Source organism: Nocardia sp. NPDC005998 (genome assembly GCF_040614395.1).
Taxonomy (GTDB): domain Bacteria; phylum Actinomycetota; class Actinomycetes; order Mycobacteriales; family Mycobacteriaceae; genus Nocardia.
In genome coordinates, this window is the sequence record NZ_JBEXUI010000003.1 from 52769 (window position 1) to 73860 (window position 21092).

Consider the following 21092-nt stretch of genomic DNA (forward strand, 5'->3'; position numbering starts at 1 on the left):
AGCCGGGGGTTGATATCAAAGATCCGATGATCGGATGCAATCCTGCCCGGAACGGCGGGCGCGGTTAGTCTGACAGACATGCCGGTCACCGTCCTTGTGCCAGATGATTACGGAGTCGGCGTGCTGGCCCGGCTCGATGGGATTCACCCCGTGCGGTACACGCCGGGTGAACCATTGCCCGCCGCAGCGGAATTGGCGGAGGTGCTGGTTCCGGCGTTTCTGACCGGTCCCGAATCGATCGATCCGGCCGGACTGCCGAAGCTGCGACTGGTGCAGATGCTCACGGCCGGGACCGAACGGTGGATCGGTCGGCTGCCCGACGGGGTCATGCTGTCGAATGCCCGTGGCGCGCATGGTGGCAGTTCCGCGGAATGGGTTGTCGCGGCACTGCTGACGATCTATCGCGACCTGGTCGAATTCGCCGATGCCCAGCGGCAGCGCCACTGGCACTACCATCAGACCGACACCCTGGCCGGCAAGCGAATTCTCGGCATCGGCGCGGGTGATCTCGCTATCGAATTGCGCCGCAGGCTGGAGGCTTTCGATGCGACCTTGACGCTGGTCGGCACGACGGCCAGAGACGGGGTGCACGGCGTCGACGAACTACCGGGACTGCTCGGCGATTACGACGCCGTCGTACTGATGGTTCCGGTGACCGACCAGACCATCGGCATGGTCGACGCGCAATTCCTCGCCGCGATGGCCGATGGCGCGATATTGGTGAACGTCGCGCGGGGCCCCGTCGTGCAGACCCGAGCACTACTCGCCGAACTCCAGTCGGGGCGGCTACGCGCCGCCTTGGACGTCACCGACCCGGAGCCGCTGCCATCCGATCACCCGTTGTGGACCGCGCCCGGTCTACTGCTGACGCCGCACGTCGCGGGTAGCAGCAGGGGCAGTCTCGAACGTGCCTACGCCGTCGTCGCTGCGGAAATCACCCGATACGCGGCCGGCGAACCTCCGAAAAACCTTGTGCGTGGAGACTACTGACAGCCTGGAACACGGTCAGCGCCGATGGGTCGCCGGACAAATCACCGCCGCGGCCGAGTAACCCGCGCAAGCGTCCTGATCAGCGCATCCGATGCCAGCTGCGCGCGCTGGATGCGAAATCCCGCGTAGCACGGGTCTCCGTTCTCGACGAGACCGACGAGCATCGGCTCGTCCAGATGTTCCGCGGCGAAGGCGTATACGCGCTCCAGCTTGGGGACGATCAGTCCGTAGTCCAGCGCCCGCGCGACACGACCCTCCAGCGCGAGTACCGCGTCGACCGACAATTCCGTCAGCGGATACACCTCGGGAAATACATTGCGCAGGTCGAGGAACAGGCGAACCGAGCTGCGCCGCGGATCGGCCGACCAGCCGCCGAGGCGGCCGAACCGGCCCAGCGCCAGCGTCGGCCGCGCCACCAGCACGTGGGTGAACAGCACCCGCATGAGCGTCACGTTGATCATCAGTCGCTCGGCGGGCAGCTCGGCCTCGGCCAACTCCTGATGCTCCAAATAGCCGGAGACAATGCTGCGGTTGTGCGCCCGGTACCACGCCGCGGGAGAAGGCGCGATGAGGAATTCGAGCCAGAGCCGGGCACCAGGTGTCGACGCGTCGCGGACACCGTCCCGATGGAGCAGGGCGGCCTCTAGTTTGTCGTGCAGCAGACGGTCGTTGATGGCGCGCCACCATGGGCTGCCGGTCTCTGGATCGAGTACGCCGCGCGCAAGTTCCCAACGCAGGAACGCGATTTCGGCGCGACCGTAGCCGCGCAGCTCCGGTGGATAGCAGCTCTCGGCCAGCGCGACACGCTGGTGTGCGTCGGTGTGCGCGGCGCCGACCCGCCGAGCCGCCAGCTCACTCGCCTTATCCGCGTTCATCGTCACCTACTCTACGAGCCGAACACGAGACCAGGCACCCATCACCATTCCGATGTCGCTCATTGGATGACCCATTCATGTTTCGATGGACGGATGTCCACTGTCGGCCTATCAAGATCATAGGGATGCCACGGCGACATCGCCCGAAAAGCGGCCCGCCCGCGGGTCGACCTGATCTTGGTCCCCCGCCTCGCACGGCCGGATGAACCCGGGAAATCCAGTTCGTGCGAATTGGCGTCAAGGGCGCGAGACTAGAAGGCATAAGAGATTTGTAAAGATCGCTTGCGCGAACGGCTCGCTCATTTCGCGAGGCCTACCGTGGAGTGGTCGAACCGCGGCAGGGAGGTGTCGGTGGCGACAGACGTGATCGGCAAGATCGCCCGGGTGACCGCGACGATCAAGCCGGACCATCTCGGCGAGGTTTTGATCGAGGTGCGGGCGGGGACAGAGCGATTCCTCGCGCGTCCTGCCGACGGCGAGACAACCATTCCGAGGCATACCCAGGTGCTCGTGGTCGGGAGCCTGGGTGGGCGAACGGTTGAAGTTACTCCCTTGAAATGAAGGTTCATCATGGACGTCCTGCTAGTGGTCGTCGTTGGCATCGCCGTTGTGGTGCTGTTCCTTGCCGCCATCCTGTTCCGGCTCTCCTGGCGAGTCGCCGAACCCGATGAGGCGCTGATCATTTCCGGTTTCCGCGCGGGCGAAGGACAGGCCTTCGGCGAGAGCATGGGGTTCCGGATCGTCACCGGACGCGGCAGTCTGGTCGCACCCGGATTGACCAAGGTGCGCCGAATCTCATTGGAGGCGCACGAAAGTCAGATCACCGTGCCCTGTGTGAGTCAGCAGAAGATCAGTCTGCAACTGGCGGGTGTGGTGGTCTACAAGGTCGGTGACGACTACCGGTCCATCGCGAATGCGGCCCGCCGCTTCTTGGACCGGCCGGCCGAAGAGCTGGAAACCAAGGTGCAGAACGTCTTCGTCGGCCATCTGCGCGCGATCGCGGGCTCGATGACGGTCGAGGATATGATCAGCGATCAGGACAAATTCTCCGAGCAGGTCCGCGACCGCTGCTCCCAGGAGATGGAATCGTTCGGGCTGGTCATCGACAGCTTTCAGATCCAGTCCATCTCCAGCGGTTCGAATTACATTGCCAACCTTGCGATTCCGCATCAGGCGGCGGTGGAACAGAAGGCGCGCATCGCCCGCGCCAATGCCGAGCGCGAGGCCATCGAACAGGAACAGGCCGCACAGGCGCAGATCGCACTCGCGGTGCGCGACACCCAGATCAAGAAGGCCGGATATCAGGCCGAGGTCGACAGCGCGAGTCAGGAGGCCGCCCAGCAGGGTCCGCTCGCCGATGCCACCGCCCGGCAGGCCGTCGTCGAAATGGCAACGCGGGTAGCGCAACTCGAGGCGCAGCAGAAGGAACAGCAGCTGCAGGTCGAGATCCGCAAGCCCGCCGACGCCGAGGCCTATCGCCAGACCACCCTGGCCACGGCGGGCCGCGATGCCCGGATCAGCCAGGCCGAGGCCGACGCCCAGGAGACCCGCCTGCGCGCGGAAGCCGCTGCGGCACAGACGAAGATGCAGGCGCTGGCCGAGGCCGATGCGATCAAACTGCGCGCCGCAGCGCAGGCGGAGGCCACCCGGCTCACCGGTCAGGCCGAAGCCGACGCCATCAAGGCAAGGGGTCTGGCCGAGGCCGATGCGGTGCGTGCGCATATGGCCGCCGAAGCGGCGGGTATCCAGCAGCGCGCCGAGGCGATGAGCCAGAACCAGGAGGCCGTCATCGCTCAGCAGATCGCCGAGAAGCTTCCCCAGATCGTCGCCGCTGCGGCGGCCCCGTTCGAACATGTCGACCAATTCACGGTGCTCAACGGTGCGCAGGGCGTGACATCGGCGCTCGCCGAGATCATCCAGCAGGCCGGTGCGCTCACCTCGATCGCACGCGAATCCCTGCTTCCCGCAATGAATCTCAGCACGAAGGGACAGCAGAACGGCGAGGTCGAACTCCAGAAGTAGCGGTGCGTCAGCGGCGAGCCTCCGACGACTCGCCGCTGACCTGCGACGTACCTTCCGGTAAGGGCCGTTGGTCCCTTGTTCGGCATCGGCGGCTCTGCGAATCTGATACGTCCGATCGTCGGTAAGCGGAAAGCGAACTCGCCGTGACATCGCTGTTATGGATCGCGCTGCCCTACGGCGCGTTCATATCGTTCATCCTGGGGCATGTGTGGCGCTACCGGCGCGATGGCTTTCGTAGCTACACCAGCGACCCGGAGGTGGACCGCGAACAGCGCTTCGGGACGACCGCGTTCCGGTACGGGGTGTGCCTCATCGTCATCGCACGCGTCAGCAATATGCTCGCCGCGCAACCGCACGCCCACCCGGCCGGTGCGATCCATATCGTCATCACGATCGTGCTGCTCGCCGGTGGCACGGCGGCGGTGATCGGCGCGGTGCTGCTGTTCCTGCCCGACCTGATCGCGGGCCCGGCGCACCCCCTGATCACCCCGCTCGATCGCATCACCTTCCCGGCCTTGGCCGCCGCATTGCTGTCCGGGGTGCTCATCGATTTCGATCCGGCATCGACGCGCGAATATCGAACCGGTGAAACACTTTTCGCCTGGTTCCGCTCGCTGTTCACGATCAGTCCGCATCCCGAGGCCATGCAGCACGCCCCGTTCATCCACCAGGGGCGCGGCCTGATCCTGCTGCTGATCATCGGGATCTGGCCCTACACCCGGCTCGCGGGCATCTTCGCGGGCCCGGTCGTGCGGCTGGCCCTGCGCGTACTCCCGCGCCGAGCCGGTGGATTAGGGAGTGCGAGCGCAGGAGCGTGAACGGCTCAGTGCTCGTTGCGCGCCTTCGGAAAACGGGTCTGGCGGGCGACCCAACCGGCCATCTTGGCCCAGTGCCCGGTGCGCGGGGTGACGATCGAGGTCAGCTCGCGGTCCCATTCGTCGGCCTCGGTGAGCCCGTTGACGGTGGCCACCAGCTCCTTGGCCGTCGCCAGGTCCGCGACCACGCGGTCACCGAGAATGCCATCGGAGCCGACCAGCGTGACGCGCACGCCGAGGCGGCCGATGGGCTGCAGGACGGCGGTGGCGGAGCCGCCGTGCTCGGCGACGAATCCCTTGACCGAATCCACGACGGAACCCGATAGTTTCTCTGGGGCCAAGGCGATATCAGCACTCATGGCGGTTAGTTTACTGGCCGGTACGTTCGGGGCCACCCCGCGTGGGTGTAGAACAGATCTCATGCATGCCATTCAGGTTTCCGAACATGGCGGTCCCGAAGTCCTGAACTATGTCGAGGTGCCGGATCCGCAGATCGGTCCGGATCAGCTGCTCGTCGATACCGAAGCGATCGGCATCAACTTCATCGACACCTACATCCGCACCGGCCGCTACCCGCAGGCAGTTCCCTATGTCCCCGGTGCCGAGGGCACCGGTGTGGTGGCCGAGATCGGCGCGAATGTGACCGAATTCGCCGTCGGCGATCGGGTGGCCTGGGCCGCGGCGCCCGGCAGTTACGCCCAGCGGGTCGCGGTACCGGCCGCGGTCGCGATCAAGGTGCCCGATGGTGTCGACACCCCGGTTGCCGCCTCGGCGCTGCTGCAGGGTATGACCGCGCACTACCTCCTCGAATCGATCTACAAGCCCGAACCCGGCGAGACCGTGCTCGTGCATGCGGGCGCGGGCGGTGTCGGCCTGCTGCTCACCCAGCTTGCCGCCGCGCGCGGCGTCCGGGTGATCACCACCGTCTCCTCGGACGCAAAGGAAAAACTGTCGCGCGAAGCGGGCGCCGCCGAGGTGCTGCGCTACACCGACGACCTCGCCGAGCGGGTCCGCGCGCTGACCGATGGCGTCGGTGTCGCCGCGGCATACGACGGCGTCGGCGCGGCCACCTTCGAGGCCAGCCTCGCAGCACTGCGCATCCGCGGCATGCTCGCCCTCTTCGGCGCGGCCAGCGGCCCGGTGCCGCCGTTCGACCTGCAGCGCCTGAGCCCCGCGGGCTCACTGTTCGTCACCCGCCCGACGCTGGCGCACTACACCCGCGATCGCACCGAATTACTCTGGCGCGCAACCGATATTCTCACCGCCATCGCCAATGGCACGCTGCATGTCCGGATCGGCGCGACCTACCCGCTGGCCGAGGCCGCACAGGCGCACCGCGATCTCGAGGGTCGCAAGACCACCGGGTCCATCGTCCTGCTGCCCTGACCCGTGTCCAACGGCCGCGCACCGGCGCGGCCGTTGGACCGGAATCCATTGCCCGTCAGCATTATCCGGTCCACCGACGGATCAGTAGTCCTGTCCCGTCAGCCCGCGGTAGATGAACCGCGTCAGCGCCTCGATCGCCTGCTCATCGGTCAATTGGACGGTCCCGTCCTCGACCGCCGTCAGCATGCCCTGAGCCACCTGGAACATCATCGCCAGGCTGGCATCGACAGTGCTGGGAAGCCGTAATCCCTTGTCGGCCAGACCATCCAGATGGTCGGCGATATCCGCGCGCTGCTCGACACCGAACTGTCCGATGACGCGCGCGAAATCCGCGCTGACGATCGCCGCCTGACTCATCGCGTGCAGCACGGCGGCGTGCTCCCGCGAGAAGGTCCAGTACCCGGCGATGTGGTACCGCACTGCCGCCGGATCACTGAAATCGGCATTGTGCTCGGGCTGCTCCGCGCGCTCATCCCCCGCCGAGGCCAGATCGTTCAGTAGCGCCTGGAGTAGCTCCTCCTTACTCGCGAAGTGGTTGTAGAACGACCCTGCCGCCCGCCCCGCCGCCGCGGTGATATCGGTGATCTTGGTGTTCAAGTAGCCGCGTTCGGCGAATACCCGCCGCGCCGCCTCCTTCAGTGCCTGTTCGGTCTCTGTGGACCTCTCCCGGCGACTCGACGTCACTCGCACCCACCTCCTTGACAAGAAAACCTATCAACCTCCATACTGAATTCAGATTCAGTGAATTTCAATTCAGAATGGTGGAGATCATGAAGGCAGCAGTCCTGCACAGCGCTGGCGAGGTTCCCGCGTACGCCGACTTCGACGAACCGCAGGTGACCGAGGGTCGGGAACTCGTCGACCTGGTCGCGGCCGGAATTCATCCGATCGTGCGCTCGCTGGCGGCCGGTACGCACTACGGCAGCACCGGCGCCTACCCGCTGATCCCGGGCATCGACGGCGTCGCCCGCACCGCCGACGGCGCGCTCGTCTACACCGGCTTCCTGCAGGCTCCCTACGGCACGCTGGCCGAGCGTATGGCGGTGCCATCGCGGATGCGGATTCCACTCCCGGCCGACGCCGATCCCGCGCGGATCGCCGGTGGTCTCAACCCCGGGCTGTCCTCCTGGCTGATCCTGCGCGAGCGGCGCGACGCATTGCGCGCCTCGGGCGGCGAGAAATCGCTCGGCACCGTGCTGATCCTCGGCGCCACCGGAGCCGCGGGTCTGCTGGCCGTGCAGAACGCCTTTCTGGCCGGCGCTGATCGGGTGATCGCGGCGGGACGCAATCCGGAAGCACTCGAGCGCGCGGCCGGATACGGCGCGATCACGGTCACCCTCCAGGACGACAAGGACGCCACCGCTGCGGCACTGGCCGAGGCGATCGGCTCCGAGGCACCGAGTCTCGTTCTCGACTATGTCTGGGGTGCACCGGCCGAAGCCGCTTTCGCGGCGCTGGGGCGCCAGGGCCTGACCGAGGACGACGCGGATATCTCCTATGTCCAGATCGGTTCCATGGCGGGCGCGGAGGCGGCGGTCCCGGCCGCGCTGCTGCGCAGCCGTCGCATCACCATCTCCGGCAGTGGCGCCGGATCGGCTTCGGTGCAGTCGATCCTGGCCGCGATTCCGGAGTACATGCAGTTCATTGCCGACGGCCGGGTCGAGATCGCCGTACGGGAGTTCCCGCTGTCGAAGATCGAGGACGCGTGGGCGGCGGCACAGTTCGGCGCCGCTCGCGTCGTGGTGGTCCCGGACTAGTCCGCGACACCTGTCGAAAGTTCAGGTGGGCCGCAATTGCGCAGCCCACCAAGTCGATTCAGTTCGGAGATATCGTGCACGACCACATCCACAACCATCCTCAGGTGCTCATCACGGGTGCCGGGCCCACCGGCCTGACCCTTGCCATCGACCTGGCCCGCCGCAATGTCCCGGTGCGCATCATCGACCAGGCCACCGCATTCTTCGCGGGCTCGCGCGGTGACGGCATCCAGCCGCGCACCCTCGAGGTCTTCGACGATCTCGGCGTATTGGACGCGGTGCACGCCGCCGGGACACCGGCACCGGTAATGCGCGCGTACTTCGGCGGTGAATTCGCGGGCGAACATCGCATGGCCGATCCGGTCGAGCCGACGCCCGCGGTCCCCTATCCCAACCTCTGGGTGCTCGGTCAGTCGCGGACCGAGGCGATTCTGCGCGACCGGCTCGCGCAATTCGGCGTGCGGGTCGAACTGGCAACGGCGCTGGTGTCTTTCGAGCAGGATGCGACAGGCGTCACTGCCGAATTGGCGCACGTCGGTGGCACCGAGACGGTGCGTGTCGCCTACTTGGTCGGGGCGGACGGCGGCCGCAGCACGGTCCGCAAAAAGCTCGGCATCCCGTTCGAGGGCAATACAGACGACTCGATCCGGATGCTGCTCGGCGATGTCAGCGCGGACGCGCTCGATCACGACTACGGCTACTGGTTCGCCGCGGAAGGCCGCCCGACGGAGGGAATCGTGTTGTCCCCGTTGCCCGGTGGCAGTCAGTTCCAGTTCGGCGCACCGCTGCTAGAGGACGTCGAACCCGCGCTCGAGGTGCTGCAGCAGCTCGTCGACCAGTACTCCGGAAATCCGAATATCGTCCTCACCGATCTCACCTGGGCCACCGTCTGGCGGCCGAATATCCGCCTGGCACAGCGATTCCGGGAGGGACGCGTACTCCTGGCCGGTGACGCCGCACACGTCCATCCGCCCACCGGCGGACAGGGTATGAACACCGGCATCCAAGATGCCTACAACCTCGGCTGGAAGCTCGCCGCCGCCCTGGCTGGGGACGAATCACTACTGGACAGTTACGAATCCGAGCGGCGAACGGTGGCCGCCCGGGTGCTCGGTATCAGCACCGATTTGCTGGACAAGCTGGTCGACGGTCATGCGGATGCGATGGAGCGCGGCGAGCAGACCCGCCAATTGGATATCAGCTACCGGGATCCCGCGGATCGGGGTGCACTGGTCGCGGGTGATCGCGCCCCCGATGCTCCATTGAAAGATGAGGCGGGGCAACCGATCCGACTTTTCGACCTGTTCCGTGGACCGCATTCCACCGTGCTGTCCTTCGGTGCGAGCAACGAACATGCCGACCAACCCGGCATAGCGCGGTACGAGGTGATTCGCCCCGGTGACCACTCGAGCGGACGCCATGTCGTAGACGTCGACGGTCACGCCCACGCCGCCTATCACGCGGTCCCAGGCACCACCGTGCACATCCGACCGGACGGCTATATCGCCACCGCCGCCCACCAATCGGACTAGCCGAAGAAGCTGCCGACCGTATCCCAGCCGAGCACCGAGTCCACGGCGAGTCCGCAGAACACCACGGCGAGATAGTTGTTGGACTGCAGGAACAGCCGCAGCGGCTTCACCGATTCACCGCGCCGCACACCGGAGTACAGCTGGTGCGCCATGAGCAGGAACCATGCTCCGGCCACCAGCGCCACGGCGGCGTAGACAACGCCGGTGGCGGGAACCAGCGCGAGCGTGGTGAGCACGGTGAGCCAGGTGTAGATGACGATCTGCTTGGTGACGGCCTGCTCGGTGGCGACAACCGGCAGCATCGGCACCCCGGCCGCGCGGTAGTCCTCCTTGTAGCGCATGGCCAGCGCCCAGGTGTGCGGCGGTGTCCAGAAGAAGATGACGCCGAACAGCGCGATCGCGGGCCAGCCGATGGTGCCGGTCACCGCCGACCAACCCACGAGGGCGGGCATACATCCGGCCGCGCCGCCCCACACCACATTCTGCGAGGTGCGACGCTTGAGCCCGAGCGTGTAGACGAAGACGTAGAAGAGAATGGTCGCAATGACCAGCACGCCGCTGAGCAGATTCGCCTGCCACCACAGCCAGGCGAACGAACCGATGCCGAGCACCACACCGAAGACGAAGGCATGCGAGGTGGGCACGGCTTCCCGGGCCAACGGCCGCTTCGCGGTCCGCTTCATCACCTTGTCGATATCGGCGTCGGCGACGCAGTTGAGCGTATTCGCGCTGGCGGCACCCATCCAGCCGCCGAACAGGGTCGCCAGGATCAGGCGGATATCGACATGGCCGCGGTCGGCCAGCAGCATCGTCGGAATGGTCGCGACGAGCAGCAGTTCGATGACGCGCGGTTTGGTCAGCGCGATATAGGCGAGCGGTCGCCGCAGTAGTCGGGACAGCAGGCCATCGCCGGTCAACCGGTCGGCCAGCGCCGTCGCGGAGGAGCCGTGTGCGCCATTGCCACCCGGCTGTTGCCCAATCCGCACTGTCTCTCCTCGCACGCTGTGCATCGCATCCGGCATGGAACAGCAGCGCGCTGTTCCCTGCTCGTGCTGGTGCTGGCGCGGCTACTACTACACACGATGGTAGACCCAGCCGCACAGCGTTCTTTCCATAGCCCCTCGCTCATGCCCGGTGCGGCAGCGATTCCGCACCACCGCCGCAACCGGTCGGTACCCGGCCACGAATGGGTAACCCCGTGGTCTGCGACGGGAAACGAAATACGACACGTAACCGGAGTAAGCCGGGTTCCTCACATGCCGGTCACCGGGCACATCTAGGGTAGTTGGGGTAAACCCGGTTCGCATTCCACGCCGCCGCGCGTGCACCCTCCCGCCACCGTCGACGAAACCAATGTCAGGAGAACCTCGGTCGTGTCAGTCACAGACGACATCCGCGCCCTCACTCAGCCGAACTACCCGGACGACTGGACGGATCTGGACACCAAGGCCGTCGACACCGTTCGGGTCCTAGCCGCCGACGCGGTGCAGAACGCCGGGAACGGGCACCCCGGCACCGCGATGAGCCTCGCACCGCTGGCCTACACGCTCTACCAGCGCACCATGCATCTGGACCCGAGCGATCCGAGCTGGGTCGGCCGGGACCGTTTCGTCCTGTCTTGCGGTCACTCCAGCGTGACCCAGTACATTCAGCTCTACCTGGCCGGGTACGGTCTGGAGCTCGACGATCTCGAGCACCTGCGCAAGTGGGGCTCGCTCACCCCGGGCCACCCCGAATTCCGCCACACCGACGGCGTCGAGATCACCACCGGCCCGCTGGGTCAGGGTCTGGCCTCCTCGGTCGGTATGGCGATGGCGGCGCGACGCGAGCGCGGACTCTTCGATCCGGACGCCGCGCCCGGTGCCAGCCCGTTCGACCACTTCATCTATGTGATCGCCTCCGACGGTGATATGGAGGAGGGCGTCACCTCAGAGGCGTCCTCGCTCGCGGGCACCCAGCAACTTGGCAACCTGGTCGTGATCTACGACGACAACAAGATCTCCATCGAAGACGACACCACCATCGCCTTCACCGAGGACGTCGCCAAGCGCTACGAGGCCTACGGCTGGCACGTGCAGGTGGTCGAGGGCGGCGAGGATGTCGTCGCCATCGAGGCGGCGCTGGCCGCGGCCAAGGCCGAGACCGGCAAGCCGTCGATCATCGTGCTGCGCACCATTATCGGCTACCCGGCCCCGAACAAGATGAACACCGGCGCCGCGCACGGCGCCGCACTCGGCGCCGACGAGGTGGCCGCCACCAAGAAGATCCTCGGCTTCGATCCGGAGCAGAACTTCCAGGTCGACGATGAGGTCATCGCGCACACCCGCAAGGTGGTCGAGCGCGGACGGCAGGCGCATGCGGCCTGGCAGCAGGTTTTCGACGCGTGGGCCGCCGCCAACCCGGAGCGCAAGGCCCTGTTCGATCGCCTCGCCAAGCGTGACCTGCCCGCGGGCTGGGCAGCGAATCTGCCGACGTACGCAACGGATCCGAAGGGGATGGCCACCCGCAAGGCGTCCGGCAAGGTGCTCGCCGCACTCGCGCCGATTCTGCCCGAACTGTGGGGCGGTTCGGCCGACCTCGCCGAATCCAACAACACCACCATGCCCGACGCACCGAGCTTCGGTCCGGAGTCGATCTCCACCGGTATGTGGAAGGCCAACCCGTACGGCCGCACCCTGCACTTCGGTGTGCGTGAGCACGCCATGGGCGCGATCCTCAATGGCATCGCCCTGCACGGACCGACCCGTCCGTATGGCGGCACCTTCCTGGTGTTCTCCGACTACATGCGTCCGGCCGTGCGCCTGGCCGCGCTGATGCGGGTGCCCGCGATCTACGTCTGGACCCACGACTCCATCGGCCTCGGCGAGGACGGCCCGACCCATCAGCCGATCGAGCATCTGGCCGCGCTGCGTGCCATCCCCGGCCTCAATGTGGTCCGCCCCGGCGACGCCAACGAGACCACCTACGCCTGGCGCACGATCCTCGAGCGCGACAGCAGCGAGCACACCTCGCACTTCTCGGTCTCCGAGCCCGCGCACCAGGACGGACCGTCCGCACTCGCACTCACCCGCCAGGATCTGCCGATCCTCGAGGGCACCAGCTACGAAGGTGTCAAGAAGGGCGGCTACGTGCTGGCCGAAGCGTCCACCGGCATCCCGCAGGTGATCCTGATCGCGACCGGATCCGAGCTTCAGCTCGCGGTGGCCGCCCGCACTACGCTGGAGGCGCAGGGCATCGGAACCCGGGTGGTCTCGATGCCGTGTGTGGAGTGGTTCGACGCGCAGGACAAGGCTTACCGGGACGAGGTGCTGCCGCCCGCGGTCGCCGCTCGGGTGGCCGTCGAGGCCGGTATCGCGATGCCGTGGTACCGGTTCACCGGCGATGCGGGCGAGATCGTGTCGATCGAGCATTTCGGCGCCTCGGCCGATTTCAAGACCCTGTTCCGCGAGTTCGGGATCACCGCGGAAGCCGTAGTCGCTGCCGCGCAGCGCACCCTGGAAAACGTGAAGGGATAAGAGCTCATGGCACAGAACGAAAATCTCGCCGCTCTCTCGGCCGCGGGGGTATCGGTGTGGCTCGATGATCTGTCGCGGGACCGGATCCAGTCCGGCAACCTCGCCGAGCTCATCGAGACCCGTAGCGTCGTCGGCGTCACCACCAATCCGACTATCTTCCAGGGCGCCCTGAGCAAGGGCCACGCCTACGACGGACAGGTGAAAGAGCTTGCCGCCCAAGGCGCGGATGTCGATTCCGCCATCCGCACCATCACCACCGACGATGTGCGTGCGGCCTGCGATGTGCTGGCCGGGGTCTACGAGGCCTCCAACGGCGTCGACGGCCGGGTCTCCATCGAGGTCGACCCCCGACTGGCCTTCGATGCCGACGGGACCGTCGCCCAGGCCATCGATCTGTGGAAGACGGTGGACCGACCCAACCTGTTCATCAAGATTCCGGCCACCGAGGCGGGCCTGCCCGCGATCACCCGGGTGATCGCGGAGGGCATCAGCGTCAACGTGACCCTGATCTTCTCGGTCAAGCGCTACCGCGCGGTCATGGGCGCCTACATCGACGGTCTGCGCAATGCCAAGGGCGCCAGCCACGATCTGGCCAAGATCCATTCCGTCGCTTCGTTCTTCGTCTCGCGGGTGGACACCGAAATCGATAAGCGGCTCGAGGCCATCGGCACGCCGGAGGCGCTGGCACTGCGCGGGCAGGCGGGCGTGGCCAACGCGCGTCTGGCCTACGCGGAATACCAGGATGTCTTCGATGGTGGCGCGCACACCTCGACCTACCAGCACCTGGCCTCGTCGGGCGCGAATCGGCAACGGCCGCTGTGGGCTTCGACGGGTGTGAAGAATCCGGAGTACTCCGACACGCTGTATGTCACCGAACTGGTGGCGGCGAATACCGTGAACACTCTGCCGGAGAAGACCCTCGAGGCCGTCGCCGACCACGGCGAGATCCGCGGCGACACCGTCAGCGGTACCGCCGCGGCGGCGCAGGCGGTCTTCGACCAGCTCAGCGCGGTCGGTATCGACCTGGACGATGTGTTCGAGGTGCTCGAGCGCGAGGGCGTGGAGAAGTTCGAGAAGTCGTGGGAGGAGCTGCTCACCGCCACCGCAGGCGAACTCGCCAAGTCCGGGGAAAACTGACGCAATGGCTGGCACACAGACGAATACCTGGAAGAACCCGCTCCGCGACGAGCGGGATAAGCGGGTGCCCCGCATTGCGGGGCCGTGCAGCATGGTGATCTTCGGCGTCACCGGCGATCTGTCCCGGAAGAAGCTGATGCCAGCCATCTACGATCTGGCGAACCGGGGGCTGTTGCCCCCGGGCTTCGCACTGGTCGGCTTCGCCCGCCGGAACTACGCGGATGAGGATTTCGCGAAGGTCGTGCTGGAGGCGGTGCGGGCCCATGCCCGCACGCCCTTCCGTCAGGAGGTCTGGGACCACCTGGCCGAGGGCATCCGGTTCGTGCAGGGCTCCTTCGATGACGATGCCGCCTTCGCCAAACTCGCCGACACCCTGGCGAAGCTGGACAAGGACCGCGGCACCGGCGGCAATCACGCCTTCTACCTGTCGATTCCGCCGAATATGTTCCCATTGGTGCTCGATCAGCTCTCCCAACACAAACTCGCGCAACCGACAACGACCGACGCCGAGGGCCGCAAGCCGTGGCGCCGAGTGGTGATCGAGAAGCCGTTCGGACACGATCTGGACAGCGCGGTCGAACTCAATGCGCTGGTCAACCGGGTTTTCCCGGAGGAGACGGTATTCCGCATCGATCACTATCTCGGCAAGGAGACGGTGCAGAACATCCTGGCGCTGCGCTTCGCCAACCAGCTCTACGATCCGATCTGGAACGCCAACTACGTCGACCATGTCCAGATCACCATGGCCGAGGACATCGGATTGGGCGGGCGCGCAGGCTATTACGACGGCATCGGCGCCGCCCGCGACGTCATCCAGAACCATCTGCTGCAGCTGCTCGCGCTGACCGCGATGGAGGAGCCGATCAGCTTCGAGCCCAAACAGCTGCAGACCGAGAAGATCAAGGTGCTCTCGGCGACCAAACTCGTTGAACCCCTTGACGAAACCACGGCACGCGGCCAGTACGCGGAGGGCTGGCAGGGTGGCGAGCATGTGGTCGGGCTGCTCGACGAGGAGGGCTTCGACCCGCAGTCGCGCACCGAGACCTATGCGGCGATCACCCTCGAAGTCGACACCCGGCGCTGGGCGGGCGTTCCGTTCTACCTGCGCACCGGAAAACGCTTGGGCCGCAGGGTGACCGAGATCGCGGTGGTGTTCAAGCGGGCGCCGCATCTGCCGTTCGACAATACGATGACCGAGGATCTCGGGCAGAACGCCCTGGTGATCCGGGTACAGCCCGATGAGGGCATTACCACGCGGTTCGGTTCGAAGGTGCCCGGGTCGAGCATGGAAGTGCGCGACGTCAATATGGATTTCAGCTACGGCGAGTCGTTCACCGAATCCTCTCCCGAGGCCTATGAACGCCTGATCCTCGACGTGTTGCTCGGGGTGCCGTCGCTGTTCCCGGTGAACGCGGAGGTCGAATTGTCCTGGCGCATCCTGGATCCGGTGCTCGAGCACTGGGCCACCGACGGCAAACCCGAACAGTACGAGGCGGGGACCTGGGGTCCGGCCTCGGCCGACGAGATGCTCGCCCGCACCGGGCGCGAATGGCGGCGGCCATGATCGTGGATATGCCGCAGACCACGACCGGCGAGGTCACCAAGCGGCTGGTGCGGCTGCGCGAGAGCAATGGCGTGATCACCATGGGCCGGGTACTGACCCTGGTCGTATGCACCTTGGACAGTTCCGAGGCCGAGGACGCTATCGATGCGGCCAATGACGCCAGTCGCGAACATCCCTGTCGGGTGGTCGTGCTGGCCCGCGGCGATCGCGAGGCCGAGACCAGGCTGGACGCCCAGATCCGCGTCGGCGGCGATGCGGGCGCGGCCGAAGTGATAGTGCTGCGGCTACAGGGCGATCTGATCAACCACGAGAGCAGCGTCGTCATCCCGTTCCTGCTGCCGGACACCCCGGTGGTCGCCTGGTGGCCGCGCGGCGCCCCGGAATTCCCGTCCAAGGATTCGGTGGGGCGCTTGGCGACTCGACGCATTACCGATGCCACCTTCGCCGCCGATCCGCAGGCGACGATCAAGAAGCGGCTCAGTAGCCATGCCTCCGGGGATACCGATCTGGCGTGGAGTCGCATCACCTATTGGCGGGCGCTGCTCGCGGCCGCCATGGACGAACCGCCCTTCGAGCCGGTGGATTCGGTGATCGTCTCCGGACTGCGTGACGAACCGGCGCTGGATATGCTCGCCGGATGGCTGGCCGCCCGGCTCGAATGCCCGGTGCGGCGGCGTTCCGGTGCGTTGCGCGTGGAGGTGCATCGCCCGACGGTGTCGATCGCGATCGAGCGGCCGCAGACCGGCCGGACCGCGACGCTCACCCGCACGGGCGATCCGGATCAGCGAATCGCCTTGGCGCGCCGGGAAACTCGCGACTGCCTCGCCGAAGAGCTGCGACGGCTCGACGCCGACGACATCTACGCCGAGGCACTCGCCGGAATCGAGAGGGTGACCTATGAGTGAGGACTCGGCAATACCCGCGGTCCTGGTGCACGACGATACCGATGCGCTGGTCGCCGCCGCGGCGGCGCGATTCGTCGAGGTCGTGGTGGCCGCGCAGTCCGCACGTGGCTCCGCGTCGGTCGTCTTGACCGGCGGCGGGACCGGGATCGGGCTGTTGGAGCTGGTTCGCAAGTCACCAGGGGATATCGACTGGTCGCGGCTCGATGTGTTCTGGGGTGATGAGCGATTCGTGCCCGCGGGCGATCCGGAGCGCAATGATCTGCAGGCACAGCAGGCGCTGCTGGATCATGTGCCGGTCGATCGGTCCCGGGTGCACCCTGTTGCCACATCCGACGGTGAGTATCCCGATCCGGTGGAGGCTGCCGCGGAGTACTCGACCGCGGTGCACGCGCATCTCGCCGAGCACGGAGCATTCGATCTGCATCTGCTCGGTATGGGTGGTGAGGGGCATGTGAATTCGCTGTTCCCACACACCGATGCGGTTCGGGAACAGCACGAACTCGTTGTCGCGGTACCGAATTCACCGAAGCCGCCACCGGTGCGGGTCACGCTGACGCTGCCCGCGGTTCGGCATGCGCGGCATGTCGTATTGGTTGTCGGCGGTGCGGCCAAAGCCGACGCCGTGGCCGCCGCCCTCGCGGGTGCCGACCCGGTGGAAATCCCCGCGGCGGGCGCTACCGGGTCGGAATCCACGACGTGGCTGCTGGATCGGGACGCCGCCGCCGCGTTGCCGTAGCGCCCGGCTAGTTCAGCAACTGCTGCATCGTTGCGCCGAGGACGAGTTCGCGCACCTGCGGGGAGCGGGTGGCTCGTTCGACGGTGGTGCGCGCGATGACCGGGTCACCGTAGGGAGCGTCAGAGCCGAAGAGGGTGCGCTCGGGAATTTCGGCGATGGCCAGGCGGACCGCGAAAACGATACTGGCAGTGGACAGTTCGAGGTACATGTTCGGGGTGTCGCGGACCAGTTCGATCGCGTCCATCCAGTGCGCGCCGCCGAGTTGGGACACCACGAGAGGTACGCGTGGGTAGCGTCGCGCCAGCTCGGTCAGGGTGCGCAGGTCGGCGGCGGTGGTGGGCGCAGCGCCGTGGACGACGACGGGGAGCCCATGGTGATCGTTGGCGGCACGGAGTACCGGCTCGATCACGGCGGCCTGGTCGGGCGGCGGGGTCAACTCACCGATACCGCGCAGGCCGCGGCCGACCACATCGCGGTCGACAACGACCTCGATATCGGGTGCGTCGAGCGGTACCGAGGCGAAGCCGATGAAGCGGTCCGGGTACGCGGTGAGTGCCGCATCGAGTTCGCGTCGAGCCGTTTCACGGCCGAGACCGCCGCCGCCAGCCAACGCTTGGTGCAGGCGGTCCATCTCCTGGCGCAGTTCGGTGAGATCTCGAGCGCGTTCGGGATGCGGTCTGGTCATGAAGAGCACGGTTTTGTCCACACCCGCCTCATCGAGTAGCGCGATGTGGTCGATGAGCGGGTCGTGTACGTGGCTGTGTGCGTCGATGATCAACGGTTCTCCTCAGGAATCGAGCTGCGGCGCCCAGTGTTGATCCCTGACACCATGAGAAGGTCAAGTCATGTTGATCGGTGAGCTCGCCAGCCGCACGCGTACCAGCGAACGGCTGCTGCGGTATTACGAGCGCGTCGGACTGCTCTCGGCCGAGCGCCGCCATAACGGATACCGCGAGTACGACGAGGGTGCCGAGGAGCGAGTGGCGCGGATTCGCGCACTGCTCGCCGCGGGGCTCTCGACCCGGGTGATCGGGCAGATGCTGCCGTGCACCGGCGACGGCGGTGCGTTGCGCGCCTGTCCCGGGGTGCTGCCCGCGCTACAGGAACGACTGGCGGAGTTGGATCGGCGCGCGTCCGAGTTGGATGCAGCCCGCGATGTCCTGCGACGCACGATCTTGGAAACGGAACGGTCGCGCTGAGGGCCGCGGGTCGGCCGCCGCGCACTCGCCCCGGTTGACCAGCCGTACCGGCTATCGCCGACAAATCCGGGATTCAAGGTAGCATCCTCGCGGAAAAGTTCCTTGTTACTACCGCAGTGATCAAAATATTTTCAGAAATCCGGTCCAAATGCGGTACCTGAGGTGGTGTTCGTCGGAGATGATCGCACGGTGAGTGAACAGCGAGTCGACCTTGATGAGCGGTTTCGTGCCGAGCTATCGGCGCTGACACCGCAGCCGAGCCGTCCCGTCGAGCAGCCGCTCGAGCCGGGTAGCGGGCTGACCGGAACCCAGTGCCTGGAGCTGTTCGAATCACAGGCGACGAGTAGGCATCTCGACCTGGCAGCGCGCCGTTTGGGCAGTGCGAAACGCGGCTACTACAGCATCGGGTCCTCCGGCCACGAGGGCAATGCGGCGGTGGCGGCGGCCCTGCGCCCCACCGATCCGGCATTGCTGCACTATCGCTCCGGGGCGTTCTTCGTGCACCGGGCCAGGCAGGTGCCCGGCCTCGACCCCATCCGAGATGTGCTGCTCGGCGTGGTCGCCGCGGCGGCCGATCCGATATCTGGTGGCAGACATAAGGTTTTCGGCAGCAAACCGGCGTCGGTGATACCGCAGACATCCACCATCGCCTCGCATCTGCCGCGCGCCGTCGGACTCGCCTTCGCGATCGAACGCGCGGCGCGCCTCGGCGTCGCCTGCGAATGGCCGTCGGATTCGGTAGTGCTCTGCAGCTTCGGTGACGCCTCGGCCAATCACTCCACGGCCACCGGTGCCATCAATGCCGCGATCCATACTGCGCACCAAGGGGTTCCGCTGCCGCTGTTGTTCGTCTGCGAGGACAATGGCATCGGCATCAGCGTCCCGACGCCACCGGATTGGATCGAACAGGCCTATGGCATCCGCGTCGGCCTGCAGTACTTCGATGCCGACGGCAGCGACCTCCTCGACGCCGCGCTGACCGCGGTCGAGGCGGCCGACTGGGTTCGCGAATACCGTAAGCCCGCCTTCCTCCACCTGCGAACCGTTCGCCTGTTGGGCCATGCCGGATCCGATGTCGAATCGGCCTACCGCAGCCGCGCCGATATCACCGCCGACCTGCTGCGCGACCCGGTCACCGCGACCGCGCGCCTACTCGTCACCGCCGGCATAGCTACCCCGGCCGAAGTCCTCGAACGCTACGACGATATCGGCGCGCGGGTCACCGCCACGGCCGAATCGGTCTGGCACGAACCGAAACTGACATCCGCGGCGGAGGTCATGGCACCGTTGGCGCCACTGCACCCGGACCTGGTGCGGGCCGACGTCTTGGGTCAAGGTTCGCTCCGGTCCGCTGTTCCCAACGGTGCGCGGCCCAGTCAGCGCGACGAAAAGCCGCTCGGCAATGGGCAACCGGTCACCGCCGCGCCGGTCACCGATCACGCCGCCAGCGGAACGACGCTGAACCGCAAGACCACTCACGACACCACAGCCGCGTACGACACCGAGAGTGACAATACGTCCGCCCAGGACACGATGGAACCTACAACGGTCGATCGTGCCCCGGTGACCTTTGCTCAGGCGGTCAATCAGACGCTCGCAGATCTGCTGGCGCGGGACTCCGATGTGCTGGTGTTCGGCGAGGATGTCGGGCGTAAGGGCGGCGTGTACGGCGTCACCAAAGGGCTGCGGAAGCAGTTCGGGGCGCGGCGGGTATTCGATACGCTGCTCGATGAACAGAGTGTGCTCGGAACGGCTTTGGGGGCCGCACTCGCCGGATTCGTGCCGATTCCGGAGATTCAATATCTCGCCTACGTGCACAATGCCGCCGACCAGCTGCGCGGGGAAGCCGCGACCCTGTCGTACTTTTCGCAGGGGCGATACCGGAATCCGATGGTCGTCCGGATCGCGGGATATGCCTACCAGAAGGGGTTCGGCGGTCACTTCCACAATGACAATTCCATTGCGGCACTGCGCGATATCCCGGGTCTGATCGTCGCCTCCCCCGCCCGCGCCGATGACGCCGCCGCCATGCTCCGCACCTGTGTCTCCGCGGCCCGGGTCGACGGCCGAGTCTGCATCTACCTCGAGCCCATCGCCCTGTATCACACCCGAGATCTGTACCACCCCGACGATAACGCCTGGCTCGCACCAACTTCCGAGACCGATCACATCACCATCGGCAGCGCCCGCGTCTACGGCGACGGCCGCGACCTCACCATCGTCACCTTCGCGAACGGCGTCCCCATGAGTCTGCGCGTGGCGCGACGCCTCTCGGCTCGAGGCATCGACGCCCGAGTTCTCGACCTCCGCTGGCTCAACCCCCTCCCCCTCGACGACCTCCTCCATCACGCCCGCGCCACCGGCCGCGTGCTCATCGCCGATGAAACCCGGCACACCGGCGGCATCTCCGAATCCATCTGCGCCGCCCTGGTAGACGCAGGCTTCAGTGGTCCCATCTCCCGCGTAACCAGCCACGACAGTTTCATCCCCCTTGGCCCCGCCGCCACCACCGTCCTGTTGGACGAACCCCGAATCGAATCGGCCGCCACCGAACTGCTGACCGCCCGCTGAACCGCCCTTGCCCGTCTTTGCAGGGACGGCCAAGGCCAACTATTTCCGTCGACCCGACAAATCGGACACCGAGGGATCCGACACGCGC

19 protein-coding genes are annotated in these 21092 nt (G+C 66.5%); 14 read left to right on the forward strand and 5 right to left on the reverse strand.

What is annotated here, in order from left to right; translation table 11 throughout:
- Positions 1-78 precede the first annotated feature (78 nt).
- Positions 79-990: a 2-hydroxyacid dehydrogenase gene (locus ABZ293_RS06660; protein WP_355177985.1), complete on the forward strand. Its 912-nt coding sequence runs from the start codon at positions 79-81 to the stop codon at positions 988-990.
- A gap of 41 nt (positions 991-1031) precedes the next feature.
- Here ABZ293_RS06660 and ABZ293_RS06665 read toward each other — a convergent pair whose 3' ends face one another.
- Positions 1032-1865 (reverse strand): hypothetical protein, encoded by an 834-nt coding sequence (locus ABZ293_RS06665; protein ID WP_355177987.1) that lies wholly within the window; start codon positions 1863-1865, stop codon positions 1032-1034.
- A 351-nt stretch (positions 1866-2216) separates the two neighbouring features.
- Between ABZ293_RS06665 and ABZ293_RS06670 the strand changes: the two genes are divergently transcribed.
- The 3 genes from ABZ293_RS06670 (at position 2217) to ABZ293_RS06680 (ending at position 4705) form a co-directional block, all read left to right on the forward strand.
- A complete protein-coding gene (locus ABZ293_RS06670) occupies positions 2217-2426 on the forward strand; it encodes a hypothetical protein (RefSeq protein ID WP_354958579.1) in 210 nt (69 codons plus the stop codon).
- Positions 2427-2435: 9 nt separating this feature from the next.
- Positions 2436-3887 carry an SPFH domain-containing protein gene (locus ABZ293_RS06675; protein ID WP_355177989.1) on the forward strand — a complete coding sequence of 484 codons (1452 nt, stop codon included), beginning with the start codon at positions 2436-2438 and terminating at the stop codon, positions 3885-3887.
- Positions 3888-4030: 143 nt separating this feature from the next.
- Positions 4031-4705 (forward strand): respiratory nitrate reductase subunit gamma, encoded by a 675-nt coding sequence (locus ABZ293_RS06680; protein WP_355177991.1) that lies wholly within the window; start codon positions 4031-4033, stop codon positions 4703-4705.
- Positions 4706-4710: 5 nt separating this feature from the next.
- Here the strand turns inward: ABZ293_RS06680 and ABZ293_RS06685 are convergent, their stop codons facing one another.
- Positions 4711-5061, reverse strand: coding sequence for a hypothetical protein (locus ABZ293_RS06685; RefSeq protein WP_355177993.1), 351 nt, complete (start codon positions 5059-5061; stop codon positions 4711-4713).
- A 61-nt stretch (positions 5062-5122) separates the two neighbouring features.
- Between ABZ293_RS06685 and ABZ293_RS06690 the strand changes: the two genes are divergently transcribed.
- Positions 5123-6088, forward strand: coding sequence for a quinone oxidoreductase (locus ABZ293_RS06690; RefSeq protein ID WP_355177995.1), 966 nt, complete (start codon positions 5123-5125; stop codon positions 6086-6088).
- Between the two features lie 81 nt (positions 6089-6169).
- Here the strand turns inward: ABZ293_RS06690 and ABZ293_RS06695 are convergent, their stop codons facing one another.
- Entirely contained in the window at positions 6170-6772 is a 603-nt protein-coding gene (locus ABZ293_RS06695; protein WP_355177997.1) for a TetR/AcrR family transcriptional regulator, read from the reverse strand.
- A gap of 86 nt (positions 6773-6858) precedes the next feature.
- Here ABZ293_RS06695 and ABZ293_RS06700 point away from each other — a divergent pair, with 86 nt between their 5' ends.
- Together ABZ293_RS06700 and ABZ293_RS06705 are read left to right on the forward strand one after the other, a co-directional pair.
- Complete coding sequence (locus tag ABZ293_RS06700; protein ID WP_355177999.1) at positions 6859-7845, forward strand: zinc-binding alcohol dehydrogenase family protein; 987 nt, start codon at positions 6859-6861, stop codon at positions 7843-7845.
- Between the two features lie 74 nt (positions 7846-7919).
- Positions 7920-9377: an FAD-dependent monooxygenase gene (locus ABZ293_RS06705; RefSeq protein WP_355178001.1), complete on the forward strand. Its 1458-nt coding sequence runs from the start codon at positions 7920-7922 to the stop codon at positions 9375-9377.
- Here ABZ293_RS06705 and ABZ293_RS06710 read toward each other — a convergent pair.
- Complete coding sequence (locus ABZ293_RS06710) at positions 9374-10363, reverse strand: heme o synthase (protein ID WP_355178003.1); 990 nt, start codon at positions 10361-10363, stop codon at positions 9374-9376. The genes ABZ293_RS06705 and ABZ293_RS06710 overlap by 4 nt on opposite strands.
- A gap of 387 nt (positions 10364-10750) precedes the next feature.
- Between ABZ293_RS06710 and tkt the strand changes: the two genes are divergently transcribed.
- The 5 genes from tkt to pgl are packed head-to-tail and all read left to right on the forward strand — an operon-like array spanning position 10751 to position 17234.
- Entirely contained in the window at positions 10751-12892 is a 2142-nt protein-coding gene (gene tkt, locus ABZ293_RS06715) for a transketolase (RefSeq protein ID WP_355178005.1), read from the forward strand.
- A gap of 6 nt (positions 12893-12898) precedes the next feature.
- Positions 12899-14029, forward strand: coding sequence for a transaldolase (gene tal / locus ABZ293_RS06720; RefSeq protein WP_355178007.1), 1131 nt, complete (start codon positions 12899-12901; stop codon positions 14027-14029).
- Positions 14030-14033: 4 nt separating this feature from the next.
- Positions 14034-15593, forward strand: coding sequence for a glucose-6-phosphate dehydrogenase (zwf, locus tag ABZ293_RS06725; RefSeq protein ID WP_355178009.1), 1560 nt, complete (start codon positions 14034-14036; stop codon positions 15591-15593).
- A complete protein-coding gene (gene opcA, locus ABZ293_RS06730; protein ID WP_354958593.1) occupies positions 15590-16498 on the forward strand; it encodes a glucose-6-phosphate dehydrogenase assembly protein OpcA in 909 nt (302 codons plus the stop codon). Before zwf ends, opcA begins: the two co-directional genes overlap by 4 nt.
- The gene (gene pgl, locus ABZ293_RS06735) at positions 16491-17234 is read left to right on the forward strand and encodes a 6-phosphogluconolactonase (RefSeq protein WP_355178011.1); all 744 of its coding nucleotides are present in this window, start codon (positions 16491-16493) and stop codon (positions 17232-17234) included. The genes opcA and pgl overlap by 8 nt, the downstream gene beginning before the upstream one ends.
- Before the next feature lie 7 nt (positions 17235-17241).
- On the opposite strand, the gene ABZ293_RS06740 is transcribed toward pgl, so the two are convergent.
- Positions 17242-18012, reverse strand: coding sequence for an amidohydrolase family protein (locus ABZ293_RS06740; RefSeq protein WP_355178013.1), 771 nt, complete (start codon positions 18010-18012; stop codon positions 17242-17244).
- 67 nt (positions 18013-18079) lie between these two features.
- Between ABZ293_RS06740 and ABZ293_RS06745 the strand changes: the two genes are divergently transcribed.
- The gene (locus ABZ293_RS06745; RefSeq protein ID WP_355178015.1) at positions 18080-18433 is read left to right on the forward strand and encodes a MerR family transcriptional regulator; all 354 of its coding nucleotides are present in this window, start codon (positions 18080-18082) and stop codon (positions 18431-18433) included.
- Between the two features lie 189 nt (positions 18434-18622).
- A complete protein-coding gene (locus tag ABZ293_RS06750) occupies positions 18623-21004 on the forward strand; it encodes a thiamine pyrophosphate-dependent enzyme (protein ID WP_355178017.1) in 2382 nt (793 codons plus the stop codon).
- Positions 21005-21092 lie beyond the last annotated feature (88 nt).

Bases quoted from the DNA above. Each gene is read 5' to 3' on its own strand.
- ABZ293_RS06690 (WP_355177995.1), top strand. From the start codon at position 5,123: ATGCATGCCATTCAGGTTTCCGAACATGGCGGTCCCGAAGTCCTGAAC.
- opcA (WP_354958593.1), top strand. From the start codon at position 15,590: ATGATCGTGGATATGCCGCAGACCACGACCGGCGAGGTCACCAAGCGG.
- ABZ293_RS06700 (WP_355177999.1), top strand. From the start codon at position 6,859: ATGAAGGCAGCAGTCCTGCACAGCGCTGGCGAGGTTCCCGCGTACGCC.
- zwf (WP_355178009.1), top strand. From the start codon at position 14,034: ATGGCTGGCACACAGACGAATACCTGGAAGAACCCGCTCCGCGACGAG.
- ABZ293_RS06745 (WP_355178015.1), top strand. From the start codon at position 18,080: ATGTTGATCGGTGAGCTCGCCAGCCGCACGCGTACCAGCGAACGGCTG.
- ABZ293_RS06660 (WP_355177985.1), top strand. From the start codon at position 79: ATGCCGGTCACCGTCCTTGTGCCAGATGATTACGGAGTCGGCGTGCTG.
- ABZ293_RS06675 (WP_355177989.1), top strand. From the start codon at position 2,436: ATGGACGTCCTGCTAGTGGTCGTCGTTGGCATCGCCGTTGTGGTGCTG.
- tal (WP_355178007.1), top strand. From the start codon at position 12,899: ATGGCACAGAACGAAAATCTCGCCGCTCTCTCGGCCGCGGGGGTATCG.
- ABZ293_RS06665 (WP_355177987.1), bottom strand. From the start codon at position 1,865: ATGAACGCGGATAAGGCGAGTGAGCTGGCGGCTCGGCGGGTCGGCGCC.
- pgl (WP_355178011.1), top strand. From the start codon at position 16,491: ATGAGTGAGGACTCGGCAATACCCGCGGTCCTGGTGCACGACGATACC.
- ABZ293_RS06685 (WP_355177993.1), bottom strand. From the start codon at position 5,061: ATGAGTGCTGATATCGCCTTGGCCCCAGAGAAACTATCGGGTTCCGTC.